This window comes from Frankia sp. RB5 (assembly GCF_059816245.1).
Genome location: NZ_JCBATA010000003.1, coordinates 131,145 through 145,808 on the forward strand (window position 1 = coordinate 131,145; position 14,664 = coordinate 145,808).

General features: G+C 73.4%; 10 protein-coding genes. 2 read left to right on the top strand and 8 right to left on the bottom strand.

Going from position 1 to position 14,664, the window contains the following annotated elements:
• Window positions 1-80 precede the first annotated feature (80 nt).
• From AC6EXY_RS02595 to AC6EXY_RS02625, 7 genes are all read right to left on the bottom strand, one after another.
• Window positions 81-2,285, bottom strand: coding sequence for a hypothetical protein (locus AC6EXY_RS02595; protein ID WP_499817035.1), 2,205 nt, complete (start codon window positions 2,283-2,285; stop codon window positions 81-83).
• Between the two features lie 1,371 nt (window positions 2,286-3,656).
• On the bottom strand, window positions 3,657-4,940 hold the full coding sequence (locus tag AC6EXY_RS02600) for a class I SAM-dependent methyltransferase (protein ID WP_101835673.1): 1,284 nt from the start codon (window positions 4,938-4,940) through the stop codon (window positions 3,657-3,659).
• Between the two features lie 204 nt (window positions 4,941-5,144).
• Complete coding sequence (locus AC6EXY_RS02605; RefSeq protein WP_499817034.1) at window positions 5,145-5,693, bottom strand: dTDP-4-dehydrorhamnose 3,5-epimerase family protein; 549 nt, start codon at window positions 5,691-5,693, stop codon at window positions 5,145-5,147.
• The gene (locus AC6EXY_RS02610; RefSeq protein WP_101835669.1) at window positions 5,690-6,718 is read right to left on the bottom strand and encodes an NAD-dependent epimerase/dehydratase family protein; all 1,029 of its coding nucleotides are present in this window, start codon (window positions 6,716-6,718) and stop codon (window positions 5,690-5,692) included. Before AC6EXY_RS02610 ends, AC6EXY_RS02605 begins: the two co-directional genes overlap by 4 nt.
• A 211-nt stretch (window positions 6,719-6,929) precedes the next feature.
• Window positions 6,930-7,631 (bottom strand): serine O-acetyltransferase, encoded by a 702-nt coding sequence (locus AC6EXY_RS02615; protein ID WP_499817033.1) that lies wholly within the window; start codon window positions 7,629-7,631, stop codon window positions 6,930-6,932.
• On the bottom strand, window positions 7,621-7,857 hold the full coding sequence (locus AC6EXY_RS02620) for an acyl carrier protein (RefSeq protein WP_101835667.1): 237 nt from the start codon (window positions 7,855-7,857) through the stop codon (window positions 7,621-7,623). Before AC6EXY_RS02620 ends, AC6EXY_RS02615 begins: the two co-directional genes overlap by 11 nt.
• Window positions 7,858-9,900 carry an HAD-IIIC family phosphatase gene (locus AC6EXY_RS02625; protein ID WP_101835665.1) on the bottom strand — a complete coding sequence of 681 codons (2,043 nt, stop codon included), beginning with the start codon at window positions 9,898-9,900 and terminating at the stop codon, window positions 7,858-7,860.
• 590 nt (window positions 9,901-10,490) lie between these two features.
• Here AC6EXY_RS02625 and AC6EXY_RS02630 point away from each other — a divergent pair.
• Together AC6EXY_RS02630 and tyrS are read left to right on the top strand one after the other, a co-directional pair.
• A complete protein-coding gene (locus AC6EXY_RS02630; RefSeq protein WP_101835681.1) occupies window positions 10,491-12,146 on the top strand; it encodes a S8 family serine peptidase in 1,656 nt (551 codons plus the stop codon).
• A gap of 58 nt (window positions 12,147-12,204) precedes the next feature.
• Window positions 12,205-13,494, top strand: coding sequence for a tyrosine--tRNA ligase (gene tyrS / locus AC6EXY_RS02635; RefSeq protein WP_101835663.1), 1,290 nt, complete (start codon window positions 12,205-12,207; stop codon window positions 13,492-13,494).
• 159 nt (window positions 13,495-13,653) lie between these two features.
• Here the strand turns inward: tyrS and AC6EXY_RS02640 are convergent, their stop codons facing one another.
• Window positions 13,654-14,565, bottom strand: a complete 912-nt coding sequence (locus AC6EXY_RS02640; RefSeq protein WP_101835662.1) for a glycosyltransferase family 2 protein — start codon at window positions 14,563-14,565, stop codon at window positions 13,654-13,656.
• Window positions 14,566-14,664 lie beyond the last annotated feature (99 nt).

Here is a 14,664-nt window from a genome sequence, read left to right on the forward strand (position 1 = left end):
AGATCTGACGAACCGATTTGTGAGCATAGCTGATAGCGGATAGTAAACGGTCATAGCTATGACTGACGCCGAGATGGCGCTCAGGATCCGCGCCGGCCACGCGGCGGACCGGATCCGCGACCCTCGCCGGCCCCTCCGTCGGGACGATCGGACCGGGTGCGACCCGATCTGTCCACATCATCCACCCTGCCGATACGGCGCGTGGAATCGGCTGGCTTCGCCCGGGATGTGGAACGGTCGCGTTCCGGCCGGGGCTGACGTGAACGCGGCACCTCACGCCGCAGCTCTTCCGGCACGTCGGCTTTTCGGACCTTTGTGAGGCCATTTCCATCCCGTCGTCTCGCGATGGACCTGTCACGCCTGGCCGCGCCTTCAGGCATGATCCCCCAACTGCCGGTTGTCTCCACGTCGCTCGGCTCGTTCCAGCCCGTCCGGGTGGACGCGGACGCACGCGAGCGCCGGTCCGGCGTCCCCGGCCGGCCGCCGCGCCGGCCGATCTCCGGCCGGTCACCGTGGGCGTCGCCGCTGGACCGATCCCGCCTGGACGGCGGAGCACCGTCAGCGTCCGCCGCCGCCCGCAACGCTGCCTGCTCTCTGTCATGTTCCCGACAGACCCGACGCAACAGGACGAACCAGACGGGAGCGAAGATCCAGAAAGCGATGTTGAAACCGATGACCGCGCCCCGCGCCTCACCGACAACCGCGCCGAGGACCGGCAGACCCAGCAGGAACGGGGCAAACGCGATGTTCACCCGGAATGTGATCTTGGTTTTCCCGAGCGCGTAGATCATGCAGGCCGGTCCGACCGGGACGGCGGCGGCGATGTAATGCAGGATCGACAGGCCCAGGATCTGCTTCACGCCATCCCAGCTGTCGCCCAGCAGAGCTCGTCCGTACTGCTCCGGCAGGAAGTAGAAGATCGCACTCCAGGCTGCGCCGATCCCGATGACGAGTCCGGACAGTGCGATGGCTGCCCGTTCCCGCTCACGCGAGGTCATCGAGGTGCGCTTGGAGAACTCCGGCAGCGCGAAGCTGACCACCCCGACGCCGACGACGGTGGTGGGTCCGAGCAGCGTCCGCGCCCCCTGCAGCGCGCCGATCGTCGACAGCGAGCCGACGGCGCCGATCGCCAGGATCGAGGCCTGCAGCGAGCCCTGCACGGTGAGGAACTCGGCGGCCAGATAGGTGGCGTCCGTCCGGTTCTCCTCGAGCCAGCGGCGGGTCGCCCCCGGCGACGGGTAGAAGCCCGCCTGCGCGATCCCCAGCAGGGCCGCGACCAGCGCCGACGCACCCCAGGCGAGCAGCAGCGGCGACGACTCGCTGACCCCCCGGTGGATCAGCAGCCAGATCCCGAAGACCTGCACGACCGCCCACGCCACGTCGTTCAGGAACGCGCCGAACGGCCGGCCCATAGCGAAGAACACATACCGCCAGGCGTCCTGGAGCAGCAGACCGGGCAGCACGAGCCCCATCGCCAGCAGCGCCGATCCCACCGGTCCGCCGATCACTGCGCCGACACCAGCGAAGACGAGCCCGATCGCGATGCCGAAGACGAGCGACGACCCGGTGGTGGCCGATGCGGCGGCGCGGAAGGACGACGGCGACGACCCGGAGTAGAACATGCTCAGCGGCATGCAGGTCGCGCCCCGCGACAGACCGATGACCAGGGCGAACAGCGTGTAGGCGACGCCGAAGGCGCCGTACTCGACGCTGGAGACCTGATGGGCGATGAGGAACGAGATCGCGGCGTTGGTCGCGCTGGAGACCGCCTGGTCGGCGAGGGTCCACAGCGCCTTCGACCGGGTGCTGCCGGCCTCGGCCGCCCCCGGACCGCCGGACTCGCCAACGGCGTCGTCCGCTCCGGCAGCGCCCGCGGCGAGGTCCGTGCCGAGATCCGAGTCGAGATCCCTGACAGCGCCCACCTCGGCCGAGCCCCGCCGGGTCGCCCCAGCCGGCCGCACGGACCGCCGCGCTCGCCCGGGTATCAGGCCACGCGGGACGACCTGGGTCGACTCCGGGTCCGCCGCCTCCTCCCGGCGGCGCCTCGACGGGCGTGCCGGCGCGTCGATGCGGTCGATGACCTGGGTGTGCTCGGCGAGCAGGCGCTGCTGCAGCGCGGTGAGGTCGATCGTCGAGGTGATCGTGGTGGGTATCGGCCCGCCGCCGGGCAGTGGGCGGAACGCCAGCCGCCCGGTCGCCGCGGACGTATCGGGCCCGGCCGGCGTTCCCGGCGCCACGGCCGCGGGCGGAGCGGACGCCGGCGTCGCCCCACGGGCAGCCGACACACCAGGCACTGCCGACCCGGGCACAGGCGGGGGCCCGGGGACAGGAAAGTATGCAGGCACAGCCGCAGGCCCAGGCACAGCCGGGCGTGCAGGTACAGGCGGGGACACCGGCGGCGCTCCCCGTCCCGCCGCGGCCGGCGGCGCCGACGGGTAGGGCGCCGCCGTCATCGGTGGTGTCACGGTCGCGGGCGGCCCAGGCGGAGGCGGCGCCGGAGCCTGCCCGCCCGTCGGCACGCCCACCGAGATCGCCGAACCAGACGCCACCGGACCCATACCCGGCAGCGCCGTCGACGGACTCCCGGCCTCCGTCGGCCACGGGACCCCGCTCGGTGTCGGCCGTGGGCTCCCGGTCTCCGTCGGCCACGGAGTACCGCTCGGCGACGGACCTCCGGTCCGCGTCGGCCACGGGCCCGCGTTCCGCGTCGGCGACGGACGTCCGTTCGGCGACGGCGTCGGAGCTCCGGTGCGCGACGGCGATGCTCCGCCGCTCGTCGGCGGCGGGGGCCCGGCAGGTGGCTCGGGCATCCCGGTCGGGATCGGGGCCGGGGCCGGCGCACCCCGGCCGGCGCCGGGCGGCGCGGACGGTGCCGGGGCCGGGGCCGGGGCCGGGGCGCGGGGGTTCGTCCCGCCGGGGGGATAGCCCGTGGCGGGGTAGGCCGACGGCCGCGGCGTCGGGGCCTGCGGCTGCCAGCCGGGCCTGCTTGGCGAGCCGCTCGCGCCCGGACCGGCCGGGCGGGGTCGCGGTCCGGTACCAGGGCGGCCGACCGCTGGGATCCGGCCGATCCGGCCACCCCCACTCGAAGGACCCGACACCGGCGGCGGGCCCGGCTGCGGCGGCAGAGCGGCGGGTGGGGGCATCACTGGCTGCGCGGGCGGGTGGCCTGGAGCCGGGCCGGGACCTGAGGCGGGCCCGGCGCGGCCCCATTCCCCGCTGCCGTTCCAGCCGTCGCCGACGGGCCGATGGCCGGGTTGTCGTTCAGCCGGCGCCGGCGTCGGCGCGCCGCGATCGGCCGGCGCGGGACCGTGGACGACGACGCCCGATCCCGCCGGGGGAGCCCCCCAGCCCGGCGACGCGGGCAGGGGCAGGCCGGGTGGGGTGGGCGTGGAGACCTCGAAACCCACATAGCCCAGGTCGCGCGGCGGGGCACCAGCCTCGGTGCCCCGATCGGCCGGACGGGGATTCGCCTGGGGATCGGAGTGCATCCACTCGACGGGATCGACGTGCGGCCGGCGCGGTGGAGGATCCTCCTGGCCGCCCGAGGACCGCAGGTCCACGTCGATATCCGTCATGCTCTCCCTCCTGACCGGCTTCCCCCCAGCCGAAGGCGCCGGCCCCCCACCCGCGACCCCACACCACGATGAACGATTGCTCTACAGCACGACCGGGCGGGGTACCGGCACGATGAACCGGCCGCCGCGCTCGGCATACTCGGCCTGCTGCGCGATGATCTCCTTCTTCACGTTCCAGGCGAGCAGCAGCAGGTAGTCGGGCTGACGCTCCAACAGCACGGCGGGATCGAGGATCGGCAGCCGCGCGCCGGGGACGTACTTGCCCTGCTTGTGGACGTTGCGGTCGACCACGAAGTCGAGGAGATCCGTGGTGACGCCGCTGGAGTTCAGCAGCGTCGCGCCCTTCGCCGCCGCGCCGTAGGCGGCGACCGTCTTCCCGTCGGCGCGCAGCGAACGCAGCAGCTCCACCAGCTCACGCTGGACGGTACGCACGTCATCACCGAACGTCGCATACCGGTCGAACGTGTCGAGCCCCCCGGCCCGCTCGGCGCCGAGCACCGCCGCGACGGACTCGGCCGGCGCGGCCGCGGCGGCGTGCTGCATGCTCCAGCGCAGCGTGCCGCCGTGCAGTTCGGGGAACTCCTCGACGCCGACGAGGTCGAGGCCGTGGCGGCGCATGAGCGCCTGCACGGCGATGGTGGAGAAGTAGCAGAAGTGCTCGTGGTACACCGTGTCGAACTCGGTGTGCGCCAGCAGCGCGCCGACACCCGGGTTCTCGACGTCGACGAGGCCGTCGTCCTTCAGCAGGATCGAGAAGCCCTCGACGAAGCTGTTGAGGTCCGGCACATGCGCCATCACGTTGTTCGCGATGATCACGTCGGCCCTGAGCCCCTCGGCGACGAGCTGACGGGCGAGGTCCGCGCCGAAGAACTCCTCCCGGGTCGGCACGCCGGCCTCGCGGGCGGCGGCGGCCGGGCCCGGCGTCGGCTCGATGCCCAGCACCGGGATGCCGCGCTCGACGAACGCCTTCAGCAGGTAGCCGTCGTTGCTCGCGACCTCGACGACCAGACTGTCCGGGCCGAGGTCACGGCTGGCGATCAGGTCGATCACGTGCTTCTCGGAGTGACGGACGAGCATGTCCGAGAACGACGAGAAGTACGGGTAGTCCTCGTCGAAGATCTCCGACGCCGGCAGCTCGTGGGTGAGCTGCACCAGCGCGCAGGTCTCGCAGAACCCGACCTCGAGCGGGAAGGACGGGTCGGTGGCGTCGAGGGCGTCAGCGCGCACCAGGCGGTTCGCGATCGGGGTCGACCCGAGCGAGAGGAACAGCCGCGGCGCCGGCCCCGAGCAGGAGCGACAGGCGGTGACAGGCGTGGCGATCCCGCCGGCGGCGGCCGGCGGCTGGGCCGGGGTTCCGGTTGACATGCACTCCCCTAGATGAAATGTCGAGTGATCGTCACGAGAGCCGTCGCCGACACTGTCCGCGTTGATTTTCGCAGGCCGGCCGGACCTACGGACAACGGGGGGCGACGGGGACGACAACGTAACCGAGCGAGCGACCGCGCGGCGGGCCCGGCAGGCCCCGCCACCTGGCCCGTGGACCGCGGGCCACCCGCCCGGATGGCCAGTTCAGGCACCCACGCCGGCAGCGGCCGGCAGCAGAGGCCAGGCCTGGTCCTTGGCGGAGATGACCGACACCGGCAGCGGCCAGTCGATGGCGAGCCGGGGGTCGTCGTACCGCAGGCCGCGGTCGTGTCCCGGGGTGAAGGGGACGTTCATCTGGTACGTCGCCTCGGTGGCGTCTGCCAGGGTCTGGTAGCCGTGCGCGAGGCCCGCGTCGATGAACAGCGCGCGGTGGTTGTCCGCGGTCAGCTCCACCGCGACGTGGCGCAGGTAGGTCGCGGACTCGGGCCGCGGGTCGACCACGACGTCGAGCAGCGCGCCCCGGGTGCAGCGCACCAGCTTGGTCTCGCGCACGGGCTCGCCGGCCCAGTGCAGGCCCCGGACGGTGCCGGCGCTGGCGTTGTAGGCGACGCTGCACTGGGCCACCTCGACGGTGAGCCCGGCGGCGGCGAACTCCTCGGCGCAGAACGTCCGGGCGAACAGGCCGCGCTCGTCGGTGAACGCCTCGACGTCGACGATCCAGACGCCGTCGATCTCCGTCGACGTGACGATCACCGAGTCGTCCAGAACAGCTCGTCGTCGACCTGGCCGGTGCCGATCAGGTACTGGAGCTGCTTGAGGCGGGTGTGGCCGCGGCCGGTGAACGTCTCCTCGTCGAGCTGGATACTGCTGAACACGTCGTGTAGCTGCTGCGCGCCGCGCGAGGCGTTCCAGTCGCAGGAGAACCCGGGCAGGGTGCTGGCGATCTTGTCGAAGGACACCCGGTAGCTGCGGTTGTCGCTGCCGTTGTCGCCGAAGCTCAGCCGGCAGCCGGTGAACACCGCCGCGACCGCGTCGGCGATCTCCTTGACCTGGTAGTTCTGCTCGCTGTCGCCCACGTTGAAGATCTGGTTGTGGATGACGTCGCGCGGGGCGGTGAGCACCAGGCGGATCGCCTTCGCGATGTCGAGGCCGTGCACCAGCGGGCGCCACGGGGTGCCGTCCGAGGTCATCGCGATCTCGCCGGTGGTCCAGGCGACGCCGGCGAGGTTGTTGAGGACGATGTCGAACCGCTGCCGGGGCGACGCGCCGTAGGCGGTGGCGTTACGCAGGAAGGTCGGCGAGAAGCTGTCGTCGGCCAGCGGGGCGACGTCCCGCTCGACGTACACCTTGCACTCGGCGTACGGGGTCTGCGGGTTGATCGGCGACGTCTCGGTGACGTCGGAACCGGTCGCCACACCGTAGACGCTGCACGACGACATGTAGACGAAGCGCTGGACGCCGGCCTGCTTGGCCAGGTTGGCCAGCCGCACCGAGCCGAGATGGTTGACCTTGTAGGTGACCTCCGGGGCGAGCGCGCCCAGCGGGTCGTTGGACAGCTCGGCCATGTGGACGATGGCGTCGACACCCTCGAGGTCCGCCGCGGTGAGGTGGCGCAGGTCCTTGTCGAGGGTGAGCGGCGTCCGGTCCGTCCCCCGGTAGAGCCAGCCGTGCTTGTAGTAGCCGGTGTCGACACCGATGACCTCGTGGCCATCGCGCATCAGCTCAGGCGCGAGCAGGCACCCCAGGTACCCCTCCGTGCCCGTCACGAGCACCTTCATCCGCGAGTCCTCCCCATCTCGGCCGCGGCGCCGGCTGGCCCGTTCGGGCCAGCCGTTCCGGCCTCAAACCGTACCGAGTGGGTCGCGCGGCTCGCCCGGCGACATCCCGCCGTGTGCAGACGACCGACCCACCCGGCCCGGGCCGCCACGGCCCGCAGACGCCCGGTCATCAGCCGTGACACCGCGGCACCGCCAGCGTGCCGCCGGTGGGTCAGCGGGACGCGGGACGCATGACGCGCGCGGGGGCCGCGAAGACGGTCGCGCCGGCGGGCACGTCCGACATCACGATCGAACCGGGACCGATCCGCACGTCGTCGCCGATCGTGATGCGGCCGATGAGCTGCACACCAGGAGCGATCTCCACCCGGGCACCGATCTTCGGCGCGTCACCCGGCTCGGCCGAGCCGTACGCGTACCCGATGGTCAGGTTGTGCCGCAGGGTGCAGTCGTCGCCGATCTCGCAGTAGGGCGGAATCAGGATCGTCTGGTGGTGCCCGATGTGCACGCGGCGGCCGACCCGTGCCTTGTCGGACAGCTCGACTCCGTACAGGTTCCGGATGACGAGGTTGTTCACCACCTTGTAGACCACGGTCGCGATCGTGCGCAGCGGCCCGCGGCGGGTGAGCCGCCACCGCCCGAGCCGGTAGACGGCGAGCACGTGCAGCCCCGGGTGGGCGAACGAACTGTAGTGCCGCCGGAAGTCCTCCCGGATGATCTCCCGCAGGCCGAGCTCGGCGGCATCCCTGGTGTCAGCGGGCGCCTCCGATGTGTCCGACATGTCCGACGTGCTCGGCGCGTGGCTGGGGTTGTCGGGGGCTTCCGCGGCGCCGAACCGCTCGGACGGCATCAGCGGGGTCGGCGGCGACAGCTCGGGCGCGGTCCCGTTGCGGGCGGGGACGGCGTCAGTGGACACCGGACAGCTCCTCGATGTGCTCGCGCATGTCACCCACGGTGGCGAAGCTGGCCAGGCGGTCGTCGGCGATCTGGATCGAGAACTCACGCTCGACGGCGTAGATCAGGTTGATGTGCGCGAGCGAGTCCCACCCGGGCACGTCGGCGGCCGTCATGGCGTCGGTGACGAGGAGATCGTCGTCGGCGAAGATCTCGCGGAAGATCTGCTGTAGTCGATCCTGCACCATTTATCTGGGCACCTCTTCCATCCTGCGGTCGCGCGGACGCGGCTGGGCGATCACAGTGGCGGTGGGTCGAGCTGGGGCGGAGGTGGACACGACGCGCATCAGCCCGGGCGGCCTGTACGGCTCGTCGACCGCGCGGGCCCAGCGCGTCACATCCGGCGCCGACGGATCGTCCGGACCGTCGAGGCGCTGGTAGCCGAGCCGCTCATAGAGGCCGGCCACCAGGGCGTTCTTCGGGGACGGCCAGTACTCGCCGATGACGCGGGCGAGCCCGCGGCGGCGGGCCTCCGCCATGAGCAGCCCGGCGACCTCGTCCTCCAGGGTCCGGCCGATGACCCGGCAGCTCATCAGCCAGGTGTCGACGGCGAGGGCGCCCCCGTCCGCGACGGCGATGACGACGGCGACAAGCCCGTGGTCGGCGAACCGGTCGGCGAGGCGGACGCACAGGACGGTGGTGGCGGGGTCCGCGGCCAGGCGGGCGATCTCCTCGGCGCCGCGGCGGCGCCCGGTGAGGTTGAACTGGTTCGTCTTCCCGATGAGCTGGGCGACCCGCGGCAGGGTGAGCTCGTCGAGCGGGACGACGGTCGCGGTCATGTCGAGCCCGCGGTGGAACTCCTCCAGCGAGGACGCGGCGGCCTCGGCCGCGGCGAGCTGCGCGCGGGCCCGATAGGCCTCCGTGCGGGCGGCGTCCTCCGCGGTGACGGCGGTCGTCTCGAAGAACGGGTAGGCGGCCAGGGCCCGGACGTAGCCGTGCGGGTCGGCCGGCAGGGCGATCACGTCCACCTCGGGTACCAGCTGGCGCACCGCCTCCCGCTCGGCCGGATTGTCGTCGACGAAGACCAGCGCGTCGAGGCCGAGGCCGAGGGCGGCGGCGATCCGGCGCAGCTGGGTGGGCTTGTCGTCCCAGCTGGCGCTGAACATCGCGATGTCGTCGAGGCGCAGCCGCATGCCGGGGTGCCGCTCGAAGGCCTCGCGGGCGTCGGCATCGTTGTTCTTGGAACAGACGGCGAGCACGACGCCGCGCTCCCGCAGCGCCAGCGCGTACTCCTGGAAGGCGGCGAACGCCTCGCCGACCGCACCGTCGCCGAGCGCGATGCCGGCCAGGCCCTCCTCCCCCAGCACCCCGCCCCACAGCGTGTTGTCGAGGTCGAGGACGAGGCATTTGCGGCTCGCCCCGAGCTGCGCGCCGAGGACGGCGGCGGTGTGCCGGGCGAGCAGGGGGACGTGGGCGAGCGACACGGCCTGCTTCGCCCGGTGCCAGTAGCGCGGGTCGAACCAGGACCGGCGGCCGACCTCCGCGGCGAGACGGTCACAGTCGACCAGGGCGACCCCGTCACCGGCCGCCCGGCCGAGCTCCGCGTTCACCCGGGCCAGCAGGGTGGCGCGGGCGCCGGCGGTGCGCAGCGTGAGGTGCCCGAGCGTGCTCTCCCCCGGCAGCGCGAACGCGTGCTGGATGATCCTCGCGCCGCAGCGCTCCCGCAGGGTGTCCCACAGCGACGTCCAGCGCAGCACCTCGCCGGCGACCGCGGCGTCCGGGTCGTCCGCGAGGGTGGGCAGCAGCGCGTCACCGGCATGCACCGCGAGCACCACGACCTCCGGGTCGAACCGGTACAGCCCGCTGTCGGGATCGAGGATCTCCTGGCGGTACTGCCCGTACCCACACTCGTAGGTCTCGATGGCGACACCGGCCCGGGCCGCGGCGAGCGGCAGCAGCGCCGTGAACTGCGACGTCGTGGAGCTGCCGAGGACGGCGACCTGAGCGGTGCGCCCCAGCGGCGCGGTACGGGCCACACAGCGGCGCAGCACGCCGGCGACCGCGGACCACGCGGGGAGATCGGCGTCGGTGTCGGTGAGGGCCAGCGCCCAGCGCACCGCGCCGGCCGCGTCCCCGGCGCGCTCGTGCGCGACGGCCAGGTCGCGGCACATGCGCGCGGTGGGCAGCTCGGTCGCGGCGGCCCGCGCCATCAGCTCGGCGATCCGCGGGTCGGACGCCGACCCGGCGGCGCCTGGGCCCTGCGCCACCGCCGTGTCCCCTCGTTCGGTCATCCCTGCGGCCCCTCTCGGTGTCACCCGTCCTGGCACCCGCGCCCAGCCGCCCAAACTCTACCCTCACGTGAGAGTTGGTTCGAACTGAATGTCGGTCCGCCGCCGCCGCGGCGGCGGCCCGCAGACCCGACAAACACCCTGTTAGCGACATTCGACGCGCGCCCGGACATCCATTTCCTTAGCCGCATAGGCGGTCGCTACGAAACCGCGAGCGAACAGAACCTCGCGGACGACCCACCGGCACGGCAGCGCACGCCACACCCGAACCAACCAAAAGCACCAGCCTGAATACGAAACGTAGTTGTCGACAGCTGGTGTGACTGCGCACACATTGCCCCGCCCAGGCCGACCCGCCACGCCGACCGCTCACACAACGCCAGGTCAACGGGGGTGCATCTATCCTCTTGCCGACATTGCCCGGCATAGGGCCGTCGATGTGGAAAACTCCCTCGCACCGGGCGGTGCCGGGACGGGTCCGCATCCCCGGCCACCCCGCCGCGCCCCACCACCCGAACCACCCGACCCGTCCGGCCGCCCGCACCCGCGCCGTCGGCGCGCCGCGTGGCTCGTCCCGAGGCAGGTCCCCGTCCATGCAGTCCCGCGCCACGCCCCGCATCGCGATCGCGCTCGCCGCGCTTGCCGCGCTCGTCAGCCTGGCGGCGCCGGCGTTCGCCGTCGCGCGGCCGCCGGCCCTGAGCCCGGTCACGGCGCCCGCGGTCACCGTCACCCCCGCGCGGGGCTCGCAGTGGTACCACACCGTGCTCGGGCTGGCCCAGGCCCAGCGGATCAGCCAGGGCGCCGGCGTCGTCGTCGCGGTCATCGACGGTGGGGTGGACGCGACCAGTCCCAAGCTGCGCGGCCAGCTGCTGCGGGGGGCCGGGATCGGCGCCGACGCCGCCCCCGACGGCTGGCGCGACGACGACCCCGACGGCCACGGCACCGCGATGGCCGGCATCATCGCCGGACGCAACGACGACGGCCCGCCCGAGGTGCGCGGGATCGCCCCCGCCGCGCGCATCCTGCCGATCTCGACCGGCCGGGAGACCGACTCGCAGGAGGTCGCGATCGCCGTCCACCGGGCGGTCGACCTCGGCGCCGGCGTCATCAACCTGTCCCTCGGCTCGGTCGGCGCGGCGACCGCCGACGAGCGGGAGGCGGTCTCCTACGCGCTGGCGCACGACGTGGTCGTGGTCGCCTCGGCCGGCAACGTCGACAGCGGCGACACCGACGGCGCCGACGCGGAGATCAACTCGCCGGCGAACATCCCGGGTGTCGTGGCCGTCACCGGCTCGACGGCGCGCGGGGCGTTCTGGCACGGCTCGGCGCACGGCCCGCAGGCGGTGATCGCCGCGCCCGCCCCCGGCGTCCGCGCGCCCGTGCCGGCCTCCATCTCGCCGGACCGGCTGGACACCGGCTCCGGCACCTCCAACTCGGCGGCGATCGTCTCGGGCGTCGTCGCGCTCATCCGCTCCGCCCGGCCGGACCTGGACGCGACCGGGGTCATCGCCCGGCTCGTCCACACGGCGCGCGACGCCGGCCCGCCGGGCCGCGACGTCGAGTTCGGCTTCGGGATCGTCGACCCGGTCGCGGCACTCACCAGGTCGGTGCCGGTGGCCGCGAGCAATCCGCTGCTGCCCGCGCCCACCCGCTGGGGCGCGCCCGGGCAGCCGCCGGCCGGCGCCGACCCGGCGGCCGCGGCGCCGGCCGGCGGTGACGGGCCGGCGGGGGCCGATCAGGGCGTGGGGACGGGCGGCCGGCCGGTTGGCGGCGGCTCCGGCCAGAGCGCGCCCGGGCCTGGCGGCGCGACGGATGGGAGCGGCGGGCCGGGCAGCTCCGGCACCGGAACCGGCATCGGTCCAGGACAAGGCGGCGGCACTGGTACCGATGCCGGGGCGGAAGCCGGCGGCACCGGCGGCGGTGAGGGCACCGACCAGGGCGGCGGTCAGGGATCCGGCCAGGATCCGGCGATCGGCGGCAGGGCCGGCACAGACTCGCTGCCCGGTGGGGCGGCGCGGGACGACGGCGGCCGCGCGACGGCGCGGGACGACGGCTGGCGGCCCGGTGGCGCGTCCCCGCTGGCCTGGGTCGCCGGCCTGGGATTCGCCGTCTGGCTCGGCGGCGCGCTCGGCGTCGGCGCGCATCTGCTCCATGCCCGCCGGGCACAGGCGCGGGCCGCGCGCGGCCGGTCGCACCGCCCCGCGACGGGGCCGCGGCTCACCGCGCAGCCCGGGCCGCCGCTGGGCTGACCCGGGCGGGTGCCCGCACCGGCGGGGGCCGTTCCCGCACCACTCCTAACATGGCGTCATGACACACGCGCTCCTGGACGAGCTGTCCTGGCGTGGGCTGATCCACGACAGTACCGATCCCGCCGAGTTGCGGGACCATCTCGACAGCGGCGGGCGGCGCTGCTACATCGGCTTCGACCCGACCGCTCCGTCGCTGACCATCGGCAATCTGCTGCCGATCACGCTGCTGATCCGCGCCGCCCGGGCGGGCGTCGGCACCGTCGTCCTGTTCGGCGGTGGCACCGGGCTGATCGGTGACCCGTCCGGCAAGTCGGTCGAGCGCAGCCTGCTCACCACCGAGGACGTGCGGGCCAACGTCGCCCACCACCGCGAGATCATGGAGACGATCTTCACCCGGGCGCTCGGCCCCGACCAGCTCCCGACGTTCGTCGACAACGCCAACTGGCTCGGCGGCCTCGGCATGATCGAGTTCCTGCGGGACGTGGGCAAGCACTTCCCGGTCACCGAGATGATCCGCCGGGACTCGGTCCGCCGCCGCCTCGACGACCCCGATGTCGGCCTGACCTACACCGAGTTCAGCTACTCGCTGCTCCAGGCGTACGACTACCGCCGCCTGTGCGAGGACCACGGCGTGACGCTGCAGATGGGCGCGTCGGACCAGTGGGGCAACATCGTCGCCGGGATCGACCACGTCCGACGGGTGCTGCGCACCCAGGTGCACGGGCTGACCTGCCCACTGCTGCTGCGCTCCGACGGCACCAAGTTCGGCAAGTCCGAGAAGGGCGCGGTGTGGCTGACGGCGGACCGCACGTCCCCGTACACGCTCTACCAGTTCCTGATCAACCTGTCGGACGAGGACGCACGCCGGTTCGCGCTGTTCTTCTCGCTCACCGAGCGCGGGCCGCTGGAGCGGCTGCTCGCCGAGCATGGCGAGGCGCCGGGCCGCCGGGCCCTGCAGCGTCACCTCGCCCGCGAGATCACCGCGCTGGTGCACGGCCAGCCGGCGGTCGACGCGGCCGAGGCGGCGTCGGCGGCGCTGTTCAGCGGCGACGTGCGGGCGATCGGAGCGGACCTGCTCGGCGACGTGTTCGCCGACGTCCCGACGATCATTGAGACGGTGGAGCTGCTGCGCAAGGACGGCGGCTGGCCCGTCGTCGACCTGCTGCTCGCCACCGGCCTCGCCACCAGCCGGCGCGACGCCAGGGAGCACCTCGGCAACAAGGCCGTGCTGGTCAACGGCGACCGCGTCGACGCCGAGGCGACCGTCGTCGAGAAGGACCTGCTCCACGGCTCGGTGATCCTGGTGCGCCGTGGGAAGCGCGAATGGCGGGTGGCTCGCTTCGCCTGAGCGGAGCGGGCCCGGCCCGTCCGCGCGGGGCCAGCGCGGGCGCAGGCCCCGCGCGGTCACGCGGTGCGGACCGCGGAGCGGATCACGCGGGGCGGATCACGCGGGGCGGGGCGGTGTCCTGGCCCGCCCGTCGCGCCGCCCTGCCGGAGGTTCCGCCGGTCAGGGGGCGGGCGGCCCGGTCAGCAGGCCCTTGATGTAGGCGGCGTGCTCGTCGGCGGTGGCCTTCTGGCCGCGGGCGCGGGAGAGCACGGTGCGCCCGGCGTAGCCGGCGACCAGCATCGAGCGCATCACGTTCACCCGGCTCGGGGCGTTGTGCTTGCGCAGGTAGCGGACCATCGAGGCACCGCGCATCTGGAGCATCCAGGTCTTGCCGGCGCCGCTGCCGCCGGCGCCATGCGGCACGAGCAGGTCGGTGTGCAGCTTCTGGCGCAGGCCCGCCTCGCGGATCGCCCGGCCGAGCGCCATGTCCTCGTTGTAGACGAAGAACGTCTCGTCGAAGGCGCCGAGCTCGAGGAACGTCGAACGGCGCACCGCCATGCAGGCGCCGGTCAGCCACTCGGGGCTCATCGGGCGACCCGGGACCGGACGGGCGAACAGCGCCGAGTTCGGCGCCACCTTGTGCGCGCCCAGGACGTGCAGCAGCACCCGGCGGGGCGTCGGCTCCCACCCGCCGTTGCCGAGCTCCGGCCGGCCGTCGTGACCCTTCATCGTCGCCGCGCTGGTCACCAGCTCCTGGTCGGCGAGCAGGTCATCCACGAGGATGTCGATGACCTCGACGGTGGGGCGGCTGTCCGGGTTGCCGAGGACGATGAATTCGTACCGGGACGAGCGGATGCCCATGTTGGCGGCCTTGGCGAAGCCCTTGCCACCGCCCGAGTCCAGGTAGCGGCTGTTCGGCCGGTCGGCGAGCAGCTCGTCGACGCGGTCGACGCCGCTCGCGTTGTCGACCACCACCACCGGCATGTCCACCGGCAGGGTCGCGAACAACCCCTCCAGCTGCTCGCGGCTGTGGTAGCTGACCAGCACGAGCTCGTACTGCCAGGTGGAACGCTTGGGTTCCTCGTCGGGCACGGCGGCGCGCTCCTGTTCTGCCTACCGCGCGGCGGCCCCCGCCCCCGCGCTGACGTTCGATACCGCCGCGGACCTGGACTGCCCGCGCCGGCGACCTGC